This window comes from Arcticibacter eurypsychrophilus (assembly GCF_001730525.1).
Classification (GTDB): domain Bacteria; phylum Bacteroidota; class Bacteroidia; order Sphingobacteriales; family Sphingobacteriaceae; genus Arcticibacter; species Arcticibacter eurypsychrophilus.
Window position 1 is genome coordinate 16,100 of record NZ_MDFN01000004.1, and the last position, 25,902, is coordinate 42,001.

General features: G+C 37.0%; 24 protein-coding genes and 2 CRISPR repeat arrays. Of the genes, 21 read left to right on the forward strand and 3 right to left on the reverse strand.

The window, feature by feature from the left end; genetic code table 11:
* The 17 genes from pgl to cas2 all read left to right on the forward strand — a co-directional run bounded on the left by pgl (window position 1) and on the right by cas2 (window position 16,138).
* A complete protein-coding gene (gene pgl / locus BFL47_RS03245) occupies window positions 1-726 on the forward strand; it encodes a 6-phosphogluconolactonase (protein ID WP_069658371.1) in 726 nt (241 codons plus the stop codon).
* Between the two features lie 103 nt (window positions 727-829).
* Window positions 830-1,813, forward strand: a complete 984-nt coding sequence (locus BFL47_RS03250) for a histidine phosphatase family protein (protein WP_170827257.1) — start codon at window positions 830-832, stop codon at window positions 1,811-1,813.
* 54 nt (window positions 1,814-1,867) lie between these two features.
* The gene (locus tag BFL47_RS03255; RefSeq protein WP_170827258.1) at window positions 1,868-2,221 is read left to right on the forward strand and encodes a hypothetical protein; all 354 of its coding nucleotides are present in this window, start codon (window positions 1,868-1,870) and stop codon (window positions 2,219-2,221) included.
* A 164-nt stretch (window positions 2,222-2,385) separates the two neighbouring features.
* Window positions 2,386-3,174, forward strand: coding sequence for a FixH family protein (locus BFL47_RS03260; protein WP_069658374.1), 789 nt, complete (start codon window positions 2,386-2,388; stop codon window positions 3,172-3,174).
* An 11-nt stretch (window positions 3,175-3,185) separates the two neighbouring features.
* On the forward strand, window positions 3,186-5,216 hold the full coding sequence (locus tag BFL47_RS03265) for a TonB-dependent receptor (RefSeq protein ID WP_069658375.1): 2,031 nt from the start codon (window positions 3,186-3,188) through the stop codon (window positions 5,214-5,216).
* Window positions 5,217-5,249: 33 nt separating this feature from the next.
* Window positions 5,250-5,546 carry a YHS domain-containing protein gene (locus BFL47_RS03270; RefSeq protein WP_069658376.1) on the forward strand — a complete coding sequence of 99 codons (297 nt, stop codon included), beginning with the start codon at window positions 5,250-5,252 and terminating at the stop codon, window positions 5,544-5,546.
* A gap of 236 nt (window positions 5,547-5,782) precedes the next feature.
* The gene (locus BFL47_RS03275; protein WP_069658377.1) at window positions 5,783-6,202 is read left to right on the forward strand and encodes a DoxX family protein; all 420 of its coding nucleotides are present in this window, start codon (window positions 5,783-5,785) and stop codon (window positions 6,200-6,202) included.
* Between the two features lie 172 nt (window positions 6,203-6,374).
* On the forward strand, window positions 6,375-6,851 hold the full coding sequence (locus BFL47_RS03280; protein WP_069658378.1) for a hypothetical protein: 477 nt from the start codon (window positions 6,375-6,377) through the stop codon (window positions 6,849-6,851).
* Window positions 6,852-6,965: 114 nt separating this feature from the next.
* Window positions 6,966-7,760: a CRISPR-associated endoribonuclease Cas6 gene (gene cas6, locus BFL47_RS03285; protein WP_069658379.1), complete on the forward strand. Its 795-nt coding sequence runs from the start codon at window positions 6,966-6,968 to the stop codon at window positions 7,758-7,760.
* Between the two features lie 22 nt (window positions 7,761-7,782).
* Window positions 7,783-8,706, forward strand: coding sequence for a helix-turn-helix transcriptional regulator (locus tag BFL47_RS03290; RefSeq protein WP_069658380.1), 924 nt, complete (start codon window positions 7,783-7,785; stop codon window positions 8,704-8,706).
* A 60-nt stretch (window positions 8,707-8,766) separates the two neighbouring features.
* Window positions 8,767-9,471, forward strand: a complete 705-nt coding sequence (gene cas5p, locus BFL47_RS03295) for a type I-PGING CRISPR-associated protein Cas5p (RefSeq protein ID WP_069658381.1) — start codon at window positions 8,767-8,769, stop codon at window positions 9,469-9,471.
* On the forward strand, window positions 9,468-11,033 hold the full coding sequence (gene cas8c, locus BFL47_RS03300) for a type I-PGING CRISPR-associated protein Cas8c/Csp2 (RefSeq protein WP_069658382.1): 1,566 nt from the start codon (window positions 9,468-9,470) through the stop codon (window positions 11,031-11,033). Before cas5p ends, cas8c begins: the two co-directional genes overlap by 4 nt.
* Window positions 11,020-11,991 carry a type I-PGING CRISPR-associated protein Cas7/Csp1 gene (gene cas7p / locus BFL47_RS03305; protein WP_211480923.1) on the forward strand — a complete coding sequence of 324 codons (972 nt, stop codon included), beginning with the start codon at window positions 11,020-11,022 and terminating at the stop codon, window positions 11,989-11,991. Before cas8c ends, cas7p begins: the two co-directional genes overlap by 14 nt.
* A complete protein-coding gene (cas3, locus tag BFL47_RS03310; protein WP_069658383.1) occupies window positions 11,978-14,290 on the forward strand; it encodes a CRISPR-associated helicase Cas3' in 2,313 nt (770 codons plus the stop codon). The genes cas7p and cas3 overlap by 14 nt, the downstream gene beginning before the upstream one ends.
* Before the next feature lie 24 nt (window positions 14,291-14,314).
* Window positions 14,315-14,827, forward strand: a complete 513-nt coding sequence (cas4, locus tag BFL47_RS03315; RefSeq protein ID WP_069658384.1) for a CRISPR-associated protein Cas4 — start codon at window positions 14,315-14,317, stop codon at window positions 14,825-14,827.
* A gap of 15 nt (window positions 14,828-14,842) precedes the next feature.
* Window positions 14,843-15,847: a type I-B CRISPR-associated endonuclease Cas1b gene (gene cas1b, locus BFL47_RS03320; RefSeq protein ID WP_069658385.1), complete on the forward strand. Its 1,005-nt coding sequence runs from the start codon at window positions 14,843-14,845 to the stop codon at window positions 15,845-15,847.
* Between the two features lie 27 nt (window positions 15,848-15,874).
* Complete coding sequence (gene cas2, locus BFL47_RS03325) at window positions 15,875-16,138, forward strand: CRISPR-associated endonuclease Cas2 (protein WP_069658386.1); 264 nt, start codon at window positions 15,875-15,877, stop codon at window positions 16,136-16,138.
* 380 nt (window positions 16,139-16,518) lie between these two features.
* Window positions 16,519-20,186: a CRISPR direct-repeat array (repeat unit 30 nt; unit sequence CCCTTAATCGCACCGTACTGGAATTGAAAT).
* Window positions 20,187-20,414: 228 nt separating this feature from the next.
* Here the strand turns inward: cas2 and BFL47_RS20575 are convergent.
* Both BFL47_RS20575 and BFL47_RS03330 read right to left on the reverse strand, forming a co-directional pair.
* Window positions 20,415-20,672 carry a hypothetical protein gene (locus BFL47_RS20575; RefSeq protein WP_449371652.1) on the reverse strand — a complete coding sequence of 86 codons (258 nt, stop codon included), beginning with the start codon at window positions 20,670-20,672 and terminating at the stop codon, window positions 20,415-20,417.
* A gap of 49 nt (window positions 20,673-20,721) precedes the next feature.
* Window positions 20,722-21,917: a CRISPR direct-repeat array (repeat unit 30 nt; unit sequence CCCTTAATCGCACCGTACTGGAATTGAAAT).
* A gap of 99 nt (window positions 21,918-22,016) precedes the next feature.
* Window positions 22,017-23,699: an ISL3 family transposase gene (locus tag BFL47_RS03330; RefSeq protein WP_317042926.1), complete on the reverse strand. Its 1,683-nt coding sequence runs from the start codon at window positions 23,697-23,699 to the stop codon at window positions 22,017-22,019.
* A 412-nt stretch (window positions 23,700-24,111) separates the two neighbouring features.
* On the opposite strand from BFL47_RS03330, the gene BFL47_RS03340 reads away from it, so the two are divergent.
* Together BFL47_RS03340 and BFL47_RS03345 are read left to right on the forward strand one after the other, a co-directional pair.
* Window positions 24,112-24,393, forward strand: coding sequence for a type II toxin-antitoxin system RelE/ParE family toxin (locus BFL47_RS03340; RefSeq protein WP_069658389.1), 282 nt, complete (start codon window positions 24,112-24,114; stop codon window positions 24,391-24,393).
* A gap of 13 nt (window positions 24,394-24,406) precedes the next feature.
* Window positions 24,407-24,700: a HigA family addiction module antitoxin gene (locus BFL47_RS03345; protein WP_069658494.1), complete on the forward strand. Its 294-nt coding sequence runs from the start codon at window positions 24,407-24,409 to the stop codon at window positions 24,698-24,700.
* A 6-nt stretch (window positions 24,701-24,706) separates the two neighbouring features.
* On the opposite strand, the gene BFL47_RS19505 is transcribed toward BFL47_RS03345, so the two are convergent.
* Window positions 24,707-24,928, reverse strand: coding sequence for a cyclic nucleotide-binding domain-containing protein (locus BFL47_RS19505; protein WP_170827259.1), 222 nt, complete (start codon window positions 24,926-24,928; stop codon window positions 24,707-24,709).
* Window positions 24,929-24,930: 2 nt separating this feature from the next.
* Between BFL47_RS19505 and BFL47_RS20165 the strand changes: the two genes are divergently transcribed.
* Both BFL47_RS20165 and BFL47_RS03355 read left to right on the forward strand, forming a co-directional pair.
* Window positions 24,931-25,230 carry a hypothetical protein gene (locus BFL47_RS20165; RefSeq protein WP_245681289.1) on the forward strand — a complete coding sequence of 100 codons (300 nt, stop codon included), beginning with the start codon at window positions 24,931-24,933 and terminating at the stop codon, window positions 25,228-25,230.
* Between the two features lie 131 nt (window positions 25,231-25,361).
* A complete protein-coding gene (locus BFL47_RS03355; RefSeq protein WP_069658391.1) occupies window positions 25,362-25,832 on the forward strand; it encodes an ankyrin repeat domain-containing protein in 471 nt (156 codons plus the stop codon).
* Window positions 25,833-25,902 lie beyond the last annotated feature (70 nt).

A 25,902-nucleotide genomic window follows, 5' to 3' on the forward strand; every position in this document is an offset into this window, starting at 1 on the left:
ATGATTGGGATTTATAAAAACCAACAAGATTTAAGTAAAGCGGCTGCGGATCTGTTTACCGCTTGCGCAAAAGATGCAATTACAAAAAGAGGATCTTTTACTGTTGCTTTAACCGGCGGTAATTCCCCTGCATTATTATATACCCTGCTAGGCGACAGTCCATACCAGGAAGAAGTTGAATGGGATAAAGTATTTATATATTGGGGAGATGAACGCTGGGTTCCTTTGGATGATGAAAAAAGCAATGCCCGTATGGCATTCGACACCCTACTCAATCATGTTCCTATTCCACATGATCATATTTACCCGATGTGGGAAGCGGGAGAGTCACCTCAGCTGTACGCCATTAAATATGAAGAACTCCTGGATCTTCATGTTACGTCAGGCCAATTTGATCTGATCCTTTTAGGCATGGGAGAAGATGGTCATACAGCCTCTTTATTTCCAGGGACAGCTGTACTGCAGGAGAAGAAAAAAGGAGTTGCTGCTTATTATCTGGCTGAACAGGAAATGTATCGGATCACACTTACTGCCCCTCTGATTAACAAGGCACGCACTATTGTCTTTATGCTTTACGGATCAAATAAGGCAAATGCACTGCATGAAGTGCTGGAAGGGGATCGCAATATCGAGAAATATCCGGCTCAGCTGATTCAACCCCTCGATGGAGAAGTGCATTGGCTGGTGGATGAAGCGGCAGCTAAAAAATTAGCCTCAAGAAAATAATTTAAGCGAACTGCACAATTTTATACATATAAAGTACAAACTATATATTCTGTTAAACTATTATACGCAAAGATCGTAATTATATAAACACATGACCTTTCATATGAAACGCTTTCTTTTTACTTTATTAACTACGTCTATTATTTGTGGAGCCTGTAAAAAGGATGAAAAAATTATTGCTGACCCAATAATAACGTCCTCTGCACTACATGATGATCTGCTTTTTGTAAATAAGCACGACTTTCAGATCACAGCAAGTGAAGCAGCCACTTACTCTTCCTCCGATCCCAGTATTACTATTTCCAAATCAGGTTTAATTAGCCGGGTTACCTCCGGCGAAATTGTTATTGTAAATGTAAGCTGGACCAGGACAGGCAAAACGGAAAAATTACACGTTTTAGGCTCTACTGATAATGAACATGTAAATCCCTTCGAAAAGTTTCGTGGTGCTACATCAGATAACCCAGACGGGCAATATATTAAAGGTTGGGCAACACTTCGCAAACTGGCCGAATCAGGTCAAACTTATTTCATTGTTCTTCGGCATGCAGATGCTAGTCTAGGAATGGATTACAGCTTAGGTCATCAGGACCCAGTAATACCAGCAAACTGGTGGAAATCATGTGATACTGCTTTGGCCAGACAGCTCAATCCGCAGGGAAAAGTCAGAGCCACTGAGCTTGGAGTTGTGTTTAAAGATTTAAAAATGCCTATCACCCGCGTGATCAGCAGTGAATTCTGCCGGGCGTTGACTACTGCCCAATTAATCAATTCGGGCCCATCTATCAGTATAGATAAACGGATCAATCATCCTGAATATCTCAAGACTGGTGAAACATTGTTCCAGGGACTTCAGCATATTATCAGTGAAACTCCAGTAGACAATAAGATCACGTTGATTTCTACCCATCATCCGATTAATGAATTCAATGATAGTGGCATTGCTAGCTTTCCAAAGGTTTCTGTATATAATTGGACAGCTGCCTATTTTGTAAAAGTAAACGCCGATAAAACCTTCACCTATGAAGGAGCGGCCTCATTTGGGATGTTTAAATATTGGAGGGATTTGAAGCTAAATAAAATTTAATTGGCTACATTTGTCCTGAAATAGGGTAAAACATTGTTTAAAATAGGTTTAATAATGGTTTTAGTCATGTCCATCATGGCACATACGGTCAGCAGAAGTCTGCTGCTTGCAACCTATTATACCAATACTGCTGCTTACGAAAAACTTTGTATCAACAAGAAATTGCCGATATTACATTGTAACGGTAAGTGTGCGTTAGCAAAAAAGATTAAACAGGAAGAGAGTAAAAAAGATAAAAGTAATACCAAAACAGCTTCCGATACAGAAATACTCCTGATGAATCAAAAGGCCTTTAGCCCGATTCATCAGGTAGTTCAATCCTACAGCCTTCTACAACTTCTATATCCCCAGTCCATAGGGGAACCTACTGCTTTTAACGAAATTGTATATCATCCACCATCCTGTTAAGAAAACTCCAATTCTTATTCAAGACAAATCAACTGATTGACATTCTTTATTTTGAATGTTGCTATTGGCATTAATACCCATTAGAAATCAGTGTATCAATTTCTTTATTTGATGTCAATTCCTTCAAAATGGAATGAAGCATCTGTTGCTAAGCATTTTAAAAAATGAAAAAAATTATAAATATATTCCTCTTAATAGTAGGAATCACCTTTTTTGCTGCTTGTTCTAAAGACACAGAAACTACACCTGATCCCGAAAAAACAAAGATTGCCGAAAGTACCACAACAAGTGGCCTTACCGTTTCACTATGGTCCGATCAAACCAGTTATTTGGTAGCCTACAACAAAGTATACGTCCAGGTTAAAAAGGCGGATGGATCATCCGTAACCAATGCAACGGTTACCTACAGCCCGTTAATGGACATGACGACCATGAAACATTCCAGTCCGGTCGAACAACCCGTTTATAACACTTCCGATCAACTTTACGAAGGAGCAGTCGTTTTTTCTATGCCATCAGGCATGATGGGCAGCTGGGGCCTGACCGTCAAGGTCAATAATGAAAGCCTTGTATTTAATGTATCCGTTAACGCTACGGTTACGAACACGAAACATACCGGAACATTTTTAGGAACCGACGGCAAAAGTTATAGCGTATCACTGGTACAGCCATCAACCCCTAAAATAGGGATGAACGATCTGGAAATCCTGGTAAATGTAAAACAAGACATGCTAACCTTCCCTCCGGATGCAGGTCTGACTATAGAAGTGACCCCTGAAATGCCATCAATGGGACATGGCTCACCCAACAATGTAAACCCGGTAAGCAGTAGCAATGGGCATTACAAAGGGAAAGTTAATTTCACCATGTCAGGTGACTGGCGTTTACATTTGAAATTGCTTCGAAACAACACTGTTATCGTTGAAGATGCTGCATTGGATCTTTTGTTCTAGAGAGTATCCTCATGTACAAAAAGCAAATTTTAAGTTATTGTTGTGCCCTTGCTATTTATACAGCATCGGCGCAACAAACTGATAGCTTACCTGGTTTAAAGATAGACCGCACTTTATTGTTAAAGGAAGTGACTATTCAGCCGGAAAAGGGGATCAGCCAATCCTATCAAGACCAACAACGGAGCAATTTGCAGGTATTAACAGACAAAATACTCGAGTCCACCCCCGGAATAAACATGATTCGGCGGGGAAACTTTGCCATGGAGCCTACTATCCGAAGTTTGAACAATGGGCAAATTACGATGACCATTGATGGGATGCGAATTTTTGGTGCCTGTACCGATCGGATGGATCCGATCAGTTCCTATGTAGAGCCAAATAATCTGGAAAGTCTGTCTTTTAGCGTCAATCCAGGAGGTGCTTCATATGGTTCCTCAATAGGAGGAGGGATAAACTTCAAACTGAAAAGCCCGTCCTTTACTTCAGAAAAGAAAGTTTCAGGAAGTGCCGGTTTAGGTTTCGAAAGTAATGGGCAGGCCTATCAAAGTTTGGCTGGAATTGAATACAGTGCCCCGAATTTCGCTATTCAGGCTAATGGAATCTTTCGTCGCAGTGGTAATTACACGGCAGGCAATGTCGAAGAGATCTCCTTTTCGCAATACAGGAAGTGGAATGGAAATGTTTCCGCCCTATTTAAAACCTCCGAGCATACTTATTTAAAAACTGATTACATTCAGGATGAGGGGTTTGATATCGGTTATCCCGCTTTGACAATGGATGTTTCGTTCGCAAAAGCAAAAATAGGAGCGCTATCCTACGTTTATTTTCATCCCGAAAAAAACATCTACTGGGAAACTAAGGCCTATTACAATTACATCAACCATGCCATGGATGATACCAAGCGGCCAAAGGAGACGGTGCCTATGCACATGGATATGCCAGGAACATCAAGGACAATGGGTGCTTATTCCGCTTTGACGTACCAGCCAACTTTAAAGCATCATATCAAAGCAAGACTAGATGGGTTCAATAATCAGTTGAGTGCAGAGATGACCATGTATCCCGATGATGGAGCAGCGATGTTTATGTATACGTTGCCGGACTTGGCGCGGACCGATATTGGGCTGAATCTTTCGGACGACATCAGTTTAAATGACCAGTTTAATCTGCAGATTGGCGGTAGATTTGACTATGCGCACGATTATATTTTCAGCGAGGTAGGTAAGGAACAACTATCGGGAATGTTTGTCGGTGATCTAAGTCGCAATCGTTTTATCACTAATCTGAATCTTGAATTGGGCTATACTTTGAGTCACGCCTGGAAATTCTCTGCAGAAGTAGCCCGTGCAGCACGATCATCCACGCTTCAGGAAGGGTACAGCTTTTATATCTATAATCGGTTGGATGGATACGATTATATCGGGAATCCTGATTTAAAGCAAGAAACTTCTACAAACGTCAATTTAAGTACCCGTTTTCATAGCGCTCGATTTGTTGCAGAGGTTAGTGGGTTCGGTTATTTCTTTAAAAACTACATCACAGGCAGTTTATTGCAAGGGTATAGTGTAATGACCATCGGAGCAAACGGAGTAAAACATTATGTCAGTCTTCCATCAGCTAAATTAGTTGGCGCAGAGTTAGCGCTGAAATGGTCGCCTTTAGACAATCTAATTCTAACCAGTTTGAATACGTATGCCAGGGGCTCCGATAACCAAGGGAACGGCTTACCAATGATTGCACCACTAAAGACGGTAAATGCTATTCTTTATAACTTTAAACAGGTTTCTTTGCAGGCAGAATCGATCAGCTATGCCGCACAAAACAATGTCAACACAGCTATTTATGGGGAAACATCTACACCTTCATCCACGATTTTGAATTTAAGTGTAAGTAAGGAGTTTAAGTTCAAAGGTTCTCCAGTTTTGAGAGCAAATGCTGGGGTGGATAATTTATTAGACCGTGAATATGTGCAGCATCTGGATATAATGAAGATTGCAAGACCGGGGCGTAATTTCTTATTCCGGATGACGGCTCTATTTTAACAGGATTATTTTTAACCTATTTAAATATATAACATGAAAAATTATAGTTTACTATTTCTGATGATTTGTGGGTTGGCTGGTACTTCTCTTCAGGTGAAGGCTTCTCATGGAAATCATCCCTTTTTAAAAGGCAGGGTTGTTGTGAATACTTCTTTATTGGATACGCTTAAAGCGGATTCAAAAGATCCGATTTGTGGAATGCCTGTTAAAAAGGGGAGTACGTTGACGGTTTCGTATCAAGATAAGGTTTATGGCTTTTGTGGAAAATCGTGTAAGGCCTCTTTCTCAAAGCAGCCAGAAAAGTATGTAAAGAGTAAAGCCAAGAAGTGATTTGGCTACTATTGATTGCAAAATAAATGCAGTATGCATCTAGTATAAGTCCGACTTAAAGTACCTAAAGTCGGACTTATCTCGGAATCTTATCCCTATCATTCTGGAATTTTTATATTTGAATATATACGGATTGTACTTTACACAAAGAAAGAGTATAACGGAATTACCTTTACACCATTATAAGGCATTGACTTTTTGTTGGGGAAATAATTGCTACAAATACAAAACACGATATGAACGATTACAAAAAAACAAGTATAGTACAAACGATCGCACGAGTAGTACTTGGCGCATTTTTAGCTTTTGCAGGTACCGGTCACCTTACCTGGTCGAGGGTAGAATTTTTAGCACAGGTTCCAAAGTGGTTGCCACTGTCCGGTGATTTGGTGGTTGTATTGTCAGGAATTGTAGAAGTTTTGTTGGGTTTAAGTTTGATCTTTTTATCGAAGCAGCGAGTGCTGGTTGGTTGGGTCGTTGCCTTATTTTTTGTACTTGTTTTTCCGGGAAATATCTCTCAGTTTATTACGCATACAGATGCGTTTGGGTTAGATACTGATTTGTCGCGTGGGATCAGGTTGTTGTTTCAGCCGGTGTTAGTGGTTTGGGCATTGTGGTGTACGAATGCCTGGAAAGCTTGGAGGAGAAATAAATAAAATAACATTTAATAAAATTGAATCTAAAGAAATTAATCTATTTTAGATAAATATTCTGTTAGATGAAATCCAGGCTGCCCAGTAAAGACTTTATCATATATTCCATTAAATGTAGACACCAAAATTAAACCAATACTGATCATCACTTATCAACATTAACTTAAATAAAACTATGAAAAATTCCTTATTATCAGGGTTGCTGCTTTCGTTTGTAATTATTTTTACGACAAATTGTAATGTTCATTCTCAGTCATCTAAAGAAATTACCTTCATTGCATTATTGAAAAATTTAAGCATAGTAGATGCGCTCAAAGATTATAAGGACAGGAGTGCTCTTACTAATGATTTTAGAAATAAATTAATCATTTCTGATTTGAAAGAAACCCCGATTTTAAATAAATTGGTTGAAGAGAATGATTTTATTGTGGCCTCTTATGCTAAAATCGTTAAAAGCAATCCAGACTTTTATGTATTACCCCAAAAATTAGTCATAACCAGTAAGTTAGCATATGTTGAGTTTGATATAATTAATAAGTATAAACTAAAATTGAGTGGTAAATATACCTTGTTCAATGATGATCCAAACAATACAAATGGTGCTATTACATCGGGGGCACGTTCTGAGTTTACTATATCTAAACAAGACTGATAATTAGAACTTCATTCTTGGATAGATCTATATAATTAGATGGTAAATTAATTTATACGATTTTATACATTTATATACAAAATGTAAACGTACATTAGAGGCCACTTCTCAATTATGCGCTTTTATTTAAATTTAAGCCCAGTAAGGACTTTATCATATATTCCATTTAATTATCAGTATGCGATATCCGCACTGATTTATAAGAAATTAGCACAGGCTAATGAAGGATACGCTGAGTTTCTTCATGAAAAAGGCTATGCACAGAATCAACACTCCAGACATTTTAAACTGTTTACTTTTTCCAACTTACAAGGAAAGTTTTCTGTTTCTAAAAAAGCGTTAAAGTTAGAGAGTAATGAAATGGGTTTAATTCTGACATGTCATATGCCTGAATTTGCAGAGAACCTGATAAAGGGAGTGTTTACAGACCAGCATATCTCAATAGGTGACCATACAGCCCAGTCAGATTTTACTATTACTCAAATTGAAGTATTACCTAAATTTCTATTTGATGATGCCTCCGAAGTAATCCCTACGGTAAGGTTGAAATTACTTTCACCGATAGTAATGTGCAGAAAGAACAGCAGGGGTAACGACGATTACCTTTCTCCGGAGGACGAAGATTTTATTCCATTGCTTATATATAATCTGAAAGAGAAGATAGCAGTTGCCTATGGTACGGAAGCTGCTGAAGAAGAGGTTTTTGAAGTATTTATTGGTGGTTTGGATAACATTAAATCAAGGCTGGTCACCATTAAGGCAGGTAAGTATGCTGAAACTAAAGTAAGAGGGTTTTTAGGATTTGAGATGGAGATGAAGGGATCAAAAAGAGTAATTCAGTTAGCGATGGATTGTGGATGCGGAGGAATGAGTTCACTCGGTTTTGGATGTGTGGAGGTTTCTTTATAAATGAACCAATATCACTTAATACATGGATCAAGGGAAAATGGAGCGACTTCTTCGCTTACTGATGTTGCTAATAGGCAAACGACTTTATACCAGAATTGAACTAGCAGAACGGTCTGGAATTTCTGAAAGAACAATATACCGATACTTAGATACTATTGAATCTGCTGGATTTATACTTGAGCGTAAAGAAGATAGCTATTGTTTAAAAACAGATACACCTGCAGTGAAAACGTTGCAGCAGTTACTCCACTTCTCAAATGAAGAGGCTTTTTTGCTTTTTAAGACTATGGCGCAGTTGCAAGGTGCTTCGCCTCTTAAAGATTGTTTAGCTCGTAAACTGAATACTCTTTATGATTTTAGGGCACTAACCAAATTAAAAGACGTTAACATTCATGAACAGGTACATATACTGTTTGAAGCAATTACTAGTAAAAAAAAAGTTTGCCTTCATAACTACCGCTCCTCAAACAGTGAAAATATTTCTGACCGTCAAGTAGAGCCATTCGGGTTCTTAGCGGATTATACAGCTGTTTGGTGTTTTGATTTGGAGAGTAACACTTGCAAGCAATTTAGGATTTCAAGGATCCAAGAAGTTCATATATTGGAAAATATCTGGCAATTTGCTGAAATGCACAAAATTCCTTTTACTGATGTTTTTAGAATGTCTGATAGTCAACCGTTGGTAAATGTGGAAGTTTTGCTTACCCTAAAAGCCTATAATCTTCTGAAAGAAGAATTTCCACTCGCTGAACAATTCATAAAACAAGAAGATAAGGGGTATCGGCTATTCGTTCCGATAGCAAATTTTCACGGTATTGGAAGATTTGTATTGGGTTTATCTGGTCAGGTGCAAGTAATTGGACCGGAAATATTTAAGAAATTTTTAAGCGAAGAAATAAAAAAACAAGTACTGACATTAGTTGGCAGTGAATACAGGTATGTTTGAAAAGAAGTATTACTAGATATAAATATAACGGTAAAAATTTAAATATCAGAAGATCAATATATGGATATATCATCAATTTTTGAAGCGCCTAATCTATCAGAAAAAGTTAAACTTATTATAACGCCATTGGCTCCTCTTTCAATGGTAAGTGAAATACCTGGGTCCTATTATATATCCGAGAAAAAGCCCTCGAAATTCCATCTGTCCGGATTATTGGAGAATATTTTAGGATGGCATATTAGTAATGAAGATCGGTTGTCTATACAGAAAGAAATTAAGAAAGTATATTTAAAACAGTATAAAATAAAGGATTACAAAAATGCTGTTTCTAATTCAGGATATATTCCCTTATTGTACCATTTATTCGACATAAAGCTTGTAATGGCTCCAACACCAATGCACTACGATGATATTTGGAAAAAAGCCTTCCGAAGAGCAGATGCTATAGTACATCCAAACGGAACCCCAAATATTGATTTCGACTTAATCAAAGTGAAACGCTCATTAAAACGAAAAGAAGATAAACCTCTTCAAATAGACGAAAAAGAAATGGAGATTTTATTTAAAAGCAATTTGGGCAAATTTCCATATTACTACACCACTGTATCCAAAAGGGAGTATTTGAAATTTGAAGGAGTAATACAAATCTCACTAGAGATGCAAAAGGGTATTTACAATCTATTAGTAGAATCAATTGAAGAAAATAATCTTGTATATCTAGGTACAAATGATGGTTGGACAGATGTAAAAATTGAAATGCTATGAATCTAAATCATCCATATATCAAATATGCATATGCTTTATTATTGTCCCAAAAAGAGGATAATGTTGATTTCAAGAAAGAAACTTTACTTGAAGCATTAAGTTTACAAATCCAAAATGGAATCAACAATTTTAGAGTAAAACCAACGGGAGCGTTTATAGGTAAGGAAAGTGTTGATTTTACTGGGTGTGATGAACAAAAGGGCGATCCTTCAAATGGTGTCTTCTTGTCACCAAGTATATTATCATCAGATAAGGCGGCAGGATATATATATAAAGCTGCTAAATCTTTGCTAGCTGAGCTGCCAATTAATATGGATAAGAATACTTGTGCTTCAATGTCTATTGCACCCATTTCAGGAGAGTATTTAACTTTTAGTAAAAGTGGAGCAGGTCGAGGTAAATCCAAAATTAGTTATATTGAAGCAGCTCTTTGCGCGATAACAACTATGACACCTGATAAACCTTGCCTTGCTTATAAAGAGAAATCAGGTGGAAAAATAAAGCGAATGAATATAGCTATTATTCCTGATCTTGAGAAAGAAGAAGAATTAATAAAATTTATTCTTCTTTTTAATGAGATGAAAAGGAATAATACTTCATCTCTTTTTAAAGGCTCTGTATATAAAGAGAAAAATAAAAAAGGAGAAGTAGTAAAAGAAAAGCCTTCAAGACCTAAAATTTACAATGGAAATTTCCCTAATGCTCCATCATCTTCAGCTCTTGGAGCTGTTGGGTTACTTGGAGCAATCGGTGAATTTTCTAAAAGGGCTGAAATGAAATTAGAAGCTGAAGCTGTTTTGGAATCATTAAAAGAGACAACAATGTATATTATTAGTTATGGTGATGCTAAGTCATTTACCTATAACCACTACATTATTGACTTAGCAAAAGAAGGTAAATTAAGAAGCATTGTTGATAGTATTTATTATATCCAATTATATAAGGGCAAACGCAGAGATGAACCCAATGAATATGAAAAGTTAGATTTGTTTTCTGGCCGCTTTTTGCAAATATTTAATTTACCAGCTTTCAAAGATTTTATGTCTTTCAGAGGTGAGTATCCTGAACCATTGATTACCTTATTATTTACATATTTTATAAAAATTGAAATGATATCAATAGAAATTGTGCAATCGGCGAGAGCTTTGGGTAAGTGGCTTAATTTAGTTGCTTACTTAGTGGCCAAAGAGGAAATAAAACAAGGATCTCCTAATTACTGGGATGAGATAAGAAAGGTTAAGGCGAAAGTGCTAATTGAATTAGAAAGCTCTGCATTTTCAGCGAAAACAGGAGACGCTTTAATTGCTCAAACTGTTGCTCGTGCAGGGAGATTAAGCAAAATGGACGTACCTGAAAGTGCTGCCTTATTCATGGAAAAAGCAAATGAAAATGATCCAAATATTTTGAATTTGGATCAAGCCAAAAATTTATTAATCGCTTTTTCAAGATTACAAAATAGGTTCCAAAAGAAAGAAGAGCCGAAGGTTGAAAAAGTAGATGACGTCGATGATATTTTATCAGAAGACATCGAAAGTGAAGATTTGGAAGATGCTCAAGTTTGAAATAAGTCTAATCAATATTTATAAAAAAAAAATGCAAATCAAAGGAATATTAGTATCCATAGTTGCACCAATGGATAATCACATGGCAAATGGAGGAGAGAAACTACTAGGCAATGCCTCTTCAATAAAAAGGACACCTGATGGAAAAGTATATATATCAGGACAAATGCAGCGACATGTTCTGTTTTCAGCAATGGAACATTTGAATAACTCGGACGAAAATAAGGGAGAAACATTCATATCTAACGGCGACGGTGTTACTAATCTAATCGAGAATGATCTTCGTGCTGACATGGGCGGCTTTATGCACCCATCCAAGGGTGATTATTCGGGCAGAAGAACTGCCCCATTAAGCGCTACCATTGCTATTGCATTAGACAAAAGCGAAGTTGGCCGAGATCTATTGATACGATTAAAGCAAGATTCTGGGACTGATAGTAACAATCAAGCACTAGCTACCAAGGAATTCAGTGAACATGACTTGATGAACATGAACTTTCATTTAGATATTACCAGTCTTAGTATTTCTAAAACCTTTAAGTATGAAGGAGGATATCATATAGCTACCAATTATATAAAACACGTAAATGATGCTGAACGAAAACGACGTTCCTGTCTTTTTTTAGAATCAACACGATCAATGAATGATTATGCTAATCAAGCTAGGAATGCAGTAAGTGGTGAGCCACAAAAAGTACTTATTGTTTTTGATAATAAACTAAGTCGTAAAGCGTGCCGGTACTTCGCTACAAGTAACGAAATCGAAAAAGTCAATATTTTAGATGAACTAAAAGAAAGAGGTGCTAAATACTTTATTGGCGATGATACGATTGGTGAAAAATCTGTTGCTGTTGCGTATAAAGAAGCATTTGGATTTTTGAACTCAGAACATTTATTTGATCCGACCGACGGTCAGCAAGACATTAAAACATTCAAAGAAGCTTTTGGAAAAGACTAACCATTCAGGTAATATAATTTTAGGCAAGCCATCAGGGATTTCTCTAAAAGATCATACGCAAAATGTAATTGATGAAGGAAAGTATTTGATGTCTTGTCTTATAAACACAAACAAAAAATATCTTAATCGTACTGGTAAAGAATTAAGTAGGCGAATAAAAGGTGCTTGCCAATTTCATGATGAGGGTAAAAAAGAATCTAAATGGCAAGAAGCCTGCCAAAAAGATCATGATAACTTTGTAAAATGGCAACTAGGAAATTTAGGAAAATCATTTGAAGATTACACTATTGTAAAACGAGATGAGGCTGGTCAATACCTTCGGAACTCAGGTATTAGGCATGAAATATTTTCTCTTATTTTACATGGAAAAAGCAAATTTTCTAATCCAGTACAGGTAGCTATAGCTGCACATCATGCGAAATTAAATCATAAGCATGAGGAAAGATGGATTAAGAAGAATGGAATAAGTGGGAAAGAGAACTGGAAAGAAGGAATAGTTCTTTGGAAATATTTTACATCTTTAGAAGGTTTAGTAAGTTTATCTGACTTTAAAGATACTATAGCTAAGTTCTATGAGTACAGTGGAGTTCGTAGCTATCTTCAAATTGCAGACCATCGGGCTAGTGCCAAAGAGTCAAATAATCCTTATCCATCCATTGATGCTTTTCACTATTCTTTTAATAAAAATTGGACCAAACGACCTGTGCAGGAAATAGTAGACAAGCACTGGGAGGATATGTTAATGCTATTGAGGGCACCTACTGGTGCTGGGAAAACAGATGCCGCATTGCTATGGGCCTCTAAACAAATCGAAAATGGCAGAGCAGAACGTTTGGTTATAGCTATGCCAACTCGATTTGCCTCCAATGCTTTAGCAATAAATACAGCTTCAAGTCTTTCTAATACTGGTCTTTACCATTCAAGTGCTTGGTTTAACCGTTTCCATAAAAAGGTACAAAATAGAGAAATTAAACAAAAAGACGCAAAAAAAGAGCATGAGTTGGCAAGATTAATATTAACGCCTGTTACTGTATGTACAATAGACCATTTAATGATGGCGATGACATTGTCCAGGGAAGATCAGCACACTATATTATTCAATCTTGCAAATAGCTGTGTTGTTATTGATGAAGCAGACTTTTATGATGAATTTACTCAGGCTAACATATTGGTATTACTGGAATTTTTAAACCTATTAGATGTGCCGGTAATGATAATGAGTGCATCCCTTCCAGAGTCAAGCCTTGAAATGTATCGTAAAAGTGGTTATAAAATTGATGCTATAAGGGAAGATATCTTTGAGATAGAAAAACCGAGATGTGCTATTAAAAGTAAAAGAGAATATTCCAAAGTAAATGAGTTAAGCGATTTGTTAGAACGTTGTATTTTAGAAGGGAAAGCCATCATTTATGTTAATACAGTAGCAAGAGCAATAGAATTTTACGAATGGTTTAAGAAAAAAAAAATTGATGTTATTCTTTATCATAGCCGTTTTACAGAACCAGATAAATTAGCTAAAGAAGAATATTTAATTGAGCATTTGGGCAAAGAAGCTTGGCAAAATGGAACAGCAAAAGGAATTGCAATCCTCACTCAGATTGGTGAAATGAGTGTAAATATTAGTGCTGATATTATGATTTCAGAGATATGTCCGATTGATAGATTGGTGCAAAGAGCAGGGAGACTTTGCCGCTTTAATTCAAATAGGATAGGAGAACTTTACGTAATTATACCTCAAAAGGATGATATTCTTTATCCTGCACCTTATGGAACATTTATACAAAAAAAAGGATGGGAACCAATTGAGTCATTTACCCAAACGCTTAACTTATTAGAGATTAAAAGTTATTCTCCGAAGAATTTCATTGATTTGGTTAATAATGTTTATCCCACTTTTAAGCATTTTTCAACAAAGAGCGAACTTAATGCTAAAAACCTGAAATGGTTATTTTTATACAATTGGGTTATTGGTAGCAAAGAAATTCCTCATGAAGATGAAAACGATACTTCGTTTTGGAAAAGCCGAGATATTGTTAATAGCAGCACTGTTTATGTAACGAAGCCAGAAAGCAACTATTCCTATTGGAGTGATCTTCAGGCTTTCAAGTGTGAGTTTTCAATAGAACTCCCGAAATATTTAATAGAAAAGGGTATTAAAAATTTTTCAATTGGGATTGAAACTGTTTACATAGGTAATTTTGATACACATGAAACTGTGTATTATGCTAGAGAGGGAGTGTATAGCTCTGATTTTGGGTTATTAATCAAAGAACCAGTAATTGATGATAGATTCCTTTAGTTTTAAAAAAAGTAAATAGATTCTATGCTTATCACCGCAACCTTTATTAATTATTACTTTATCTGTCACAGGAAATTATGGTTGTTCGCCAACGGTATCCGCATGGAACACTCTTCAGAAATAGTTGCTGAAGGTAAATTAATTGGTGAAACCACCTATATCGATCGCTCACAACAATATACTGAAGTTGAGGTAGATGGTATTAAAATTGATTTTTATGATGCTAAAAACAAGGTGGTACATGAAGTTAAAAAAAGCAATAAAATAGAGAAGGCTCACATTGCTCAGGTAAAATATTATATATACAAATTAGAGCAAAAGGGGATAGAGGGTGTAACCGGGGTGATTGAATATCCTAAAATGCGGCAAAAAGAGACCGTATTATTAGAATCAGGAGATAAGGAGATGATACAAAGCTGGGAAAAGAATATTGAGGAATTGGTTGAGAGTGAAATCTGTCCACCGTTACTTCGTAAGCCCATCTGCAAGCAATGTAGTTATTTCGATTTTTGTTATGTTGAAGAACCAAAAGATTGAAATATACGTTAGCTCATGAAAAAAACTTATTACTTATTTAATGCAGGACGCCTAAGTCGCAAAGACTATACTTTGAAGTTTTTACCTGTAGATGAGGATGGGCTCGAAGGCGTACCTAAATATATTCCAGTAGAGGGTGTTTCTGACCTATTTTGTTTTGGGAGTCTAGATGCCAATAGTGCTTTGTATAATTTCTTGGGTAAAGCCGGAATTGCCGTTCACTTTTTCGATTATTATGAAAATTATACTGGTAGTTTTTGTCCGAAAGAGTACTTGCTAGCGGGTAAGATGCAGATTTCACAGACTCGTCATTACATTGATTCTAAAAAGCGGATGATTATTGCCCGCAAATTTGTAAGCGGTGGTGCTTTTAATATGACTAAGACTTTACGTTATTATCTTAACAGGGACAAAGATGTGAGTGTCTCACTTAATAGTATTGAACTTTTGATGTTACAGATAGAGCAAACGAAAGAAGTAAATGAATTGATGGGTATAGAGGGTAACATAAGGCAGCGATATTATCAGGCATTTGATATCATTGTAAATAATTATCAGATGGAGGGCAGAAGCAAGCAGCCTCCTGGTAATGAGTTAAATGCAATGATTTCATTTGGTAATATGATGTGTTATTCTGCTTGTCTTAATCAGTTATATCATACGCAACTAAACCCTACAATCAGTTTCTTGCATGAACCAGGCTTTAGACGATTTTCGTTAGCACTTGATCTGGCAGAAATTTTTAAACCTGTACTTGTTGATCGTACAATTTTTAGATTGTTAAATAAAAAGGAGATTTCATCAAAAGATTTTGATATGAACATGAATGGCTGCATGTTAAAAGACTCTGGAAGAAAGGTGTTTGTGAAAGCTTGGGATGAACGCTTAAATGAAACGTTCAAACATCCTGTATTGAATCGGAATGTAAGTTATAAGCATCTTATTAAATTGGAATGTTATAAGTTGGGTAAACATTTATTGGGACTTGATGAATACAAACCGTATAAGGTTAGATGGTAAACAAGCTACTTTTTTAAATATTTAATTATGTATGTTATCTTAGTTTATGACATTGGAGAAAAGAGAGTTGTAAAAATGCTAAAACTGTGCAGACAGTACTTAAATTGGATACAAAATTCAGTATTTGAAGGAGAAATTAGTCTCGTAAAATTAAAAGAGTTACTAGCAAAAGCAAAAATGATTATTAATCCGGAGACAGATAGTATCCTTGTTTTTAAAAGCAGAGAAGAGAGGTGGTTAGAAAAAGAAGTGGTAGGTCTTGAAAAGAACAAGCTAGATAATATCCTTTAAGTTGTCGATGATGATAACACTGTATGTTCTTTGACATTTGAAAATAATGATTAAGGTATAAAATAGTCTTTAAAGGGTATAGGATCCGGTTGTCTGTCAATGCATAAGGATCGGTTATTATACACCGACTAATTTTTATAAAAATAAAAGTAATAAAAACGATGTTTAAGTATATATTAGACCCGTTTTGTTAACGACCCTTAATCGCACCGTACTGGAATTGAAATAACTAAAACGTTAGAGGTTTTAATTGAGGAAAAGCACCCTTAATCGCACCGTACTGGAATTGAAATAACTAAAACGTTAGAGGTTTTAATTGAGGAAAAGCACCCTTAATCGCACCGTACTTTTAAAACAAATGATGCAGAAATTTTAATACGCCCTTAATCGCACCGTACTGGAATTGAAATCATTTTAAAACAAATGATGCAGAAATTTTAATACGCCCTTAATCGCACCGTACTGGAATTGAAATTCAAACTGTACTTGATCTCTACCTATCTGCCGTTGCACCCTTAATCGCACCGTACTGGAATTGAAATACAACCAGAAACTCTATTGTTCTGAAATTATTAACACCCTTAATCGCACCGTACTGGAATTGAAATACAACTGGAGGAGGAACAACAATAGCAGGAAGCGTAACCCTTAATCGCACCGTACTGGTACTGGAATTGAAATTTGATAATCTCTGATAATTTGATACTCTGACATTGAACCCTTAATCGCACCGTACTGGAATTGAAATAATTTTAAAACAAATGATGCAGAAATTTTAATACGCCCTTAATCGCACCGTACTGGAATTGAAATCATAACCGAGGTAAAGGAGGATGACGTAAGCATAAACCCTTAATCGCACCGTACTGGAATTGAAATACAACCAGAAACTCTATTGTTCTGAAATTATTAACACCCTTAATCGCACCGTACTGGAATTGAAATATTATACTGCTGATACATATAATTTCATCGATATACCCTTAATCGCACCGTACTGGAATTGAAATCAGGATGATCAAAGCACATTTTCAGTTGACGCTAAACAAGTCGCTGGTATTGGTCAACTTCCCTTAATCGCACCGTACTGGAATTGAAATAGTGAACCAGTACAGGACACAGACGGTAGCTGGTTGTCCCTTAATCGCACCGTACTGGAATTGAAATAACTAAAACGTTAGAGGTTTTAATTGAGGAAAAGCACCCTTAATCGCACCGTACTGGAATTGAAATAGGATTGACTTTGATCCAGTAACACATGAGTGCAGCCCTTAATCGCACCGTACTGGAATTGAAATAGGATTGACTTTGATCCAGTAACACATGAGTGCAGCCCTTAATCGCACCGTACTGGAATTGAAATAGGATTGACTTTGATCCAGTAACACATGAGTGCAGCCCTTAATCGCACCGTACTGGAATTGAAATAGGATTGACTTTGATCCAGTAACACATGAGTGCAGCCCTTAATCGCACCGTACTGGAATTGAAATCAGGATGATCAAAGCACATTTTCAGTTGAAGAAAATCCCTTAATCGCACCGGACTGGAATTGAAATCTAGTAGACCCAGATGATGATGAAGAAGCGCCGCTACCCCTTAATCGCACCGTACTGGAATTGAAATCACACAGTAATAATGAACTTCATTAAGTATTCAGAGCCCTTAATCGCACCGTACTGGAATTGAAATATAGGCAAATCACGCAAAGGAATAAAATATGTTTTCCCCTTAATCGCACCGTACTGGAATTGAAATCATTCAAGAATGCGACCAACTTTGATGCCGACCAGTCCCTTAATCGCACCGTACTGGAATTGAAATTCTTTCAGCCCTTCATGCTTCATTTTCGCTTTTTCCCCTTAATCGCACCGTACTGGAATTGAAATATTATTGAAATTCTCTGAACTCTTATTATTATTCACCCTTAATCGCACCGTACTGGAATTGAAATCTTTTCTTTGCAGGTGCATAGATTTAGCGTAATACTCCCTTAATCGCACCGTACTGGAATTGAAATTGCTTTACCCTATTAGGAATGATCTCATGTAATTTTCCCTTAATCGCACCGTACTGGAATTGAAATCACGCCTTTTGTTCCTTTAAATTCAGGAGCAACATTCCCTTAATCGCACCGTACTGGAATTGAAATTTTGCAAAGTTAGGAGATGCCTTTACTTCTATTTTTCCCTTAATCGCACCGTACTGGAATTGAAATTCGCCTATCTTAATACCTCCACATTCATCAAATAACCCTTAATCGCACCGTACTGGAATTGAAATATCTAAATCAAACCGACAAACTGCACTACCTAATGACCCTTAATCGCACCGTACTGGAATTGAAATCGCTTAAACGTCTGGTTGATGTTAATATTGGTAACTCCCTTAATCGCACCGTACTGGAATTGAAATATGTAAGTCATATTCTTATCCTATTAAATTTCCTTGTCCCTTAATCGCACCGTACTGGAATTGAAATCGGAACAACCCTAATCGCAACAGTAACCCCAACACCCCCTTAATCGCACCGTACTGGAATTGAAATCGGAACAACCCTAATCGCAACAGTAACCCCAACACCCCCTTAATCGCACCGTACTGGAATTGAAATAAATATAATAGCGGAGATGTCGTAGGCGTTAAACAGACCCTTAATCGCACCGTACTGGAATTGAAATATGTAAGTCATATTCTTATCCTATTAAATTTCCTTGTCCCTTAATCGCACCGTACTGGAATTGAAATATGTAAGTCATATTCTTATCCTATTAAATTTCCTTGTCCCTTAATCGCACCGTACTGGAATTGAAATATGTAAGTCATATTCTTATCCTATTAAATTTCCTTGTCCCTTAATCGCACCGTACTGGAATTGAAATATGTAAGTCATATTCTTATCCTATTAAATTTCCTTGTCCCTTAATCGCACCGTACTGGAATTGAAATATGTAAGTCATATTCTTATCCTATTAAATTTCCTTGTCCCTTAATCGCACCGTACTGGAATTGAAATATGTAAGTCATATTCTTATCCTATTAAATTTCACATGTTAGGATTTATAATATCCAAAAATTCAATCCCTTAATCGCACCGTACTGGAATTGAAATCAAGACGTATAATAGCGGAGATGTCGTAGGCGTTAAACAGACCCTTAATCGCACCGTACTGGAATTGAAATCAATGTATGAACTCACCACAACAATCAGAACCGGTCCCTTAATCGCACCGTACTGGAATTGAAATCACATTTCACTAAGCGTTGCGGCTATGAAAATAAGTCCCTTAATCGCACCGTACTGGAATTGAAATAGCTTAGTTAGGCTGTAGATAACCGTTGCAACCCCTCCCTTAATCGCACCGTACTGGAATTGAAATCTTGCTGAAAATAACCACAATGAGTCAGGGCATCTCCCTTAATCGCACCGTACTGGAATTGAAATTCGTTATAAAAAGTACAACCGTAACCGATTGTAGCTCCCTTAATCGCACCGTACTGGAATTGAAATCAAGACTTGGGTAAAATAATCAACGTCAGCCTGAGAAGACCCTTAATCGCACCGTACTGGAATTGAAATTTTACAGTAACGAGTTTAAGTTAAATGATTTTTGTTCCCTTAATCGCACCGTACTGGAATTGAAATTTAGACGTGCTAAACGCAGGTCACATTCTTATTAACCCTTAATCGCACCGTACTGGAATTGAAATCAAGCTGGAGGAGGAACAACAATAGCAGGAAGCGTAACCCTTAATCGCACCGTACTGGTACTGGAATTGAAATTTGATAATCTCTGATAATTTGATACTCTGACATTGAACCCTTAATCGCACCGTACTGGAATTGAAATTAGGTACAAATATACTAATACGTTCGTTCGTTTGCCCCTTAATCGCACCGTACTGGAATTGAAATCAAAGATTCTGGTTCAAACAAATGTTCTTTTACTTCCCTTAATCGCACCGTACTGGAATTGAAATCACATTTCACTAAGCGTTGCGGCTATGAAAATAAGTCCCTTAATCGCACCGTACTGGAATTGAAATCTAGTCGGCTCAGCTATAACATTAATAGGTGGTCCACCCTTAATCGTACTGGAATTGAAATCGTGAGTACGATAACATAATGTCACAAAATATTGGTACCCTTAATCGCACCGTACTGGAATTGAAATCTAGTCGGCTCAGCTATAACATTAATAGGTGGTCCACCCTTAATCGTACTGGAATTGAAATCGTGAGTACGATAACATAATGTCACAAAATATTGGTACCCTTAATCGCACCGTACTGGAATTGAAATAAATATAATAGCGGAGATGTCGTAGGCGTTAAACAGACCCTTAATCGCACCGTACTGGAATTGAAATATGACTCTTAGCCCCTCGAACAGCGCCCCCATATAACCCTTAATCGCACCGTACTGGAATTGAAATATGACTCTTAGCCCCTCGAACAGCGCCCCCATATAACCCTTAATCGCACCGTACTGGAATTGAAATATGACTCTTAGCCCCTCGAACAGCGCCCCCATATAACCCTTAATCGCACCTAAAATATCAGGATCTATAATCTGATTTACATCCTTAATCACACCGTACTGGAATTGAAATCTAAATGGAAGTTCATCATTATGCAAACGTTTAAATCCCTTAATCGCACCGTACTGGAATTGAAATCAGGATGATCAAAGCACATTTTCAGTTGAAGAAAATCCCTTAATCGCACCGGACTGGAATTGAAATCTAGTAGACCCAGATGATGATGAAGAAGCGCCGCTACCCCTTAATCGCACCGTACTGGAATTGAAATATGACTCTTAGCTGCAAATAAAAGCAACATTAGCCCGTATTGCCCCCTTAATCGCACCGTACTGGAATTGAAATAAAAACAGGGAGCAGTTTTCAGGAAAAAGATGCTTTCCCTTAATCGCACCGTACTGGAATTGAAATATGCACCGCAAAGCCTAATTATGAAGGATGGTGGAGACCCTTAATCGCACCGTACTGGAATTGAGATTCGACACCGAATCCTATAAAATTGGCTATCCTAGACCCTTAATCGCACCGTACTGGAATTGAAATTCCAGCGATACAGACCGCACATGATCCGTATATAAACCCTTAATTGCACCGTACTGGAATTGAAATTCATACGCAGCAGGGCTAATGATCGCTTCAGGCGGCCCCTTAATCGCACCGTACTGGAATTGAAATCACGTATAATATGAACGGATTAATAAAGGTTCATATCCCTTAATCGCACCGTACTGGAATTGAAATAGTATTGACGCTTACATGCCACTTGGAGATATTGCTCCCTTAATCGCACCGTACTGGAATTGAAATATATTAGAAGGTACAAGAATTTTGTTCACTGGACTTCCGTTAAATAGCTCCTTCATCGCGGCAAGATGATCCCCTTAATCGCACCGTACTGGAATTGAAATAGTACTGGCAATGCTGATGCTGTTGCTCCTGTTGACCCTTAATCGCACCGTACTGGAATTGAAATATACGAGCTGATTCCTCAACGTAAAGGTAATCTATCCCTTAATCGCACCGTACTGGAATTGAAATAGTTACACCGAGTGCGTGGTCAGGTACCATTTCGATACCCTTAATCGCACCTTACTGGAATTGAAATCACTCTGGACATTTAGTTATGATCATATGAATAAATGCCTTTAATCGCACCGTACTGGAATTGAAATTTATGAAAGCTCACTTACTATTAGTATTCTTAACCTCCCTTAATCGCACCGTACTGAATTGAAATAGCTTGCACCTGACGATAAGTAAGACCCCTTGTAATCGGTAAGTAATAATTATTTACCGATTTTGTTGCACTATTACGGTTCTTCGCCAATTTTGATGCACTATCCAGTTTGTGAGAGACAGACTTTTCTCCTAAGCAGCTCAAAACCACATCTGCCATACATTTCCCGTTTTTTATTTTTTAACCTATTTACATTTCCCTCTACCAGTCCGTTGGTCCAGTTATATATTATTGCATTCTTAATGGCCATAATATCCTTTTTTAAACCCTCACAAAAACTATCCATTCTTTTTCGGCCAATTGATTGGACATTTTCAATCCAGATATCTAACTGATTGGGGCACCCACCCTTTAAAATATTTCTAAAGTCTATGTGAAACTTGCGCAAACTGAATAAAAGCGGAACCTCTTTTATGAGATTATCAACAACTTCTTTTTCCTTTGAGCATTCTCCTGTATCTTTTGCAACTCCATATTCAGGATTGGTTACAAAAATTGATAGCTTTTTAGGCGAAGGAATAAAATTATTCATAATATCAGCTTTGCTGACTTTTAATGGTTCTGGATACGTCCTATTCCATTTATGTTTATAATCCCGGAAATTCAAGTTAAACCATCTGGTAAAGGATCGCTCACAACATTTTAACCCTATGTCTCTTAAGGATCTATACATGGCGGATTGATTGATTTCCAAACTGCACATGTGTTTGATTTCTGCCATATATCTATTATAATTGACTTGCGTACTCCTGCTTGTCGACGGTATTCCGTGTGCTAGGTATCTTTTTACCGTGATCCAGGTCGCTTGTGTTTTTCTAGCGATTTCAGAGATGCTGTGTCCATTTTTTTTCATTTTGGTAATCTGAACAAGTTTTTCCCTTTTCACCATCATGGTTGAAGAGATCTCCTGCTCAACGCTACGGCTAGCATCATATTGGGCATCCAAAATTACTTCACCGGGTTTTATTTTTGACTTCTTTGATTCATTGCCCGCATAAATGTTTTTAGAAACCTGTCTTAAATAGCTATACTCTTGTCTGATTTCCTCTTGAACAGCATCACTTAGATTTTTTACCAAATGGAATCTATCTGCTATCTGCTTTGCCTCCGGGATAGCTTTCTTGATGGCACTGGCATAAGCCGTGGATCTGTCTCTGGTTACGTATTTTATTTCTTTATGATTGGACAGCCATTCCACAACATCATTAGAATCTCTGCTATCCAAAAGATCTATGGGGCGTCCTGTATCTGCATTAACGATAATTGTACCATAATTTATTCCCTTTCTCTTTGCCCAATCGTCTATACCGATGCAGTTCAGTTTGTCATTTGTTGGCATTCTCATGGATTTGACCATCCTAAGGCAGGTATTATTACTGACAGGTATATTCATTATTTTGGAAAAATAAGCGCCTTTATTGGATGATATCTCAATAAGGAACTTCTTTAAATATTCTGAAGCCCTGATCGTTCGTCTGGAATAGGGCTCGGTCAAATTATTGCACCTTTCTGAAAATATCCGCTTTTCACAAGCTGGATTATTGCAAGCAAAGCGGCGTACCTCAAGCATGACAAGAACCTCATTTGCCGCCAAGGGCAGGTCCGCGAGTGCTCTTACATAGGAGGAACGCACACTGCCACTGCTTTTCATACAACTCGGGCACTTAGAGCGGGTTCCTGCTTTTTTTGCAAATAAACGTATTGTTGTATCCTGTATTTCGGAACGGTATATCTTAATTTTCCGGTCACCATAAAATAAACATACTATTTTTAAGTTAAAAATTTTGGATGGATTTACCCTTAAAACATTTGACTATCAATGCCTTAGGGTACGAAAAAAGAACTGATAAAGCAACCTTTTATTGGTGTTATTTTACTGAATATCAAATATTTAGGTGGATTTTTGAAAGAATTGTTAAGTGCATCAAAATTGGTGAAGAACCACTATTACTTACCGACTACACCCTCAAGGTGCCTGTAAAAGAGTAACCTATATTCAAAAGTTGAATGGCCATTTGGATACCAAGAAAACCGGAGATACCTGTTAGTAATAGTTTCTTTACATTAAGAAAAGTTATGTGGCATATTCGGTTAATTAGAGCCAAATAAAAGGAGTAAAATATTTGTGGTTTATTAATTGTTGATATTATAACATATTTTACTTACCTTTAACGTTAGTAACGTATAGCAAAAGTATGATACTTTCTTTTGGATCTAAGGAAACAGAAAAAATATGGAACGGAATTAGGGTAGCAAAGCTGCCAATGGAGATTCAAACCATAGGTAGGAGAAAATTACGTATGATTAGTAACTCACAAAATATTCAAGATCTAACAATTCCTCCTTCTAACAAACTAGAAAAGAAAAAAGGTGACTTAAAAGATTATTATAGCATTCGAATAAATGACCAATGGAGAATAATTTTTAAATGGTTTGACGGAAATGCAAGCGATGTAGAAATAATTGATTACCACTAATAAGTATATTATCATGGAAAAGCTACCTAACATTCATCCTGGTGAAATATTGAATGAAGAATTTTTGATACCTCTAAATATTACAGCTTACCGCTTAGCTAAAGAAACAAATATTCCTCAAACACGTGTTTCAGAAATTATTAAGGGGAATAGAAGAATCACAGCAGATACTGCACTACGATTAAGTGTTTTCTTTAGTAATTCTGCTAAATTCTGGCTAGGGTTACAAGATGATTATGACCTTGAAAACGAGTTGAACGAAAAGTCAAAAGAGCTGGAGAACATAAAAGCATTTTCGATTGCTTAGACCATATCATCTAACAGCCTCTTTACGGATTCGGCTAAATGATTGTGGCGTAATGCGGAGATAGGAGGCAATACATTGCAATGGGACACTAAGCGCCAGATCAGGGTAGCGCTTAACGAATTGGTCGTAACGTTCTTTGGCTGTACCAAAATGCAGGAAATCATTGTCCTTGCTCGCCTGACTTGAATACTTTCGCATTAAAATTGCTGGAAATAAGTGCAATTTCATCAGTGTTCAGTATTCCGCCGAAAGTTAGTGCCCTTTCCAAGTTATCCATAATGCAGGCTATGTATTATTTTGCTAGTCCCAAGCCAATCAGGCTCTCTGCGCGGAAATTACTGCTTCTTTGTCACCATGTATTTTCTACCTTGAAGCATTCCTCCCGTACCATAATTGATATCGGTAAACTGAATGATAAGGGTTTAATCCATCAGTGGCTGCTCAAGCAAACAGGTTATGGCACCACGGCAGATATGGAACATTTGCAAAAGTTCTGGCATCTGAATTTTGGGAAACGTCCTGATGTTTGATTTCTCCAATCATTAGATTTTCATCCTCGCTATATTCTTCATGGCCCACAGATATAATGTTAATTTATTGCAGACATGCTAAAACAAATGACTTCGTAATTGATTTATCAAGCAGAAATAATAGATTAATCATGATCCCAATAAACGACCTGGTTATTCCAGCAGCACGCAAAGGAGAAGTTCCTGTTTTACAAGAATTAATTAAGCAAGGTGCTGATTTAAACACCAAAGATGAAAAGGGATTTACGCCTTTAATTATCGCATGCTACAACCATCAATATGAAGCCGCAAAGTTATTGCTTGAGGCTGGCGTTGATGTGGATGCAACTGACTTGGGGGGTAATACTGCACTAATGGGTGTTGCCTTTAAAGGGTATAAAGATATTGCCGAACTGTTAATCAGTCATAGCGCTAATTTAAATTTGCAACATGGTAATGGCGGCACAGCGTTGATGTTTGCTGCTATGTTTGGTCGTAATGACCTGGTTAAGCTTTTGCTTGCATCAGGCGCGGATAAACACATTCGCGATGTAAGGGGTTTAACAGTGGTTGACCTGGCTGTTCAACAAAATAACGTAGAAGCTATTCAGATTTTGCAATAATTATTGAGATTATTACAACAAAAAGGGTCCTGCGATATTTATTTGCAGGACCCTTTTTGTTGTAATTGTT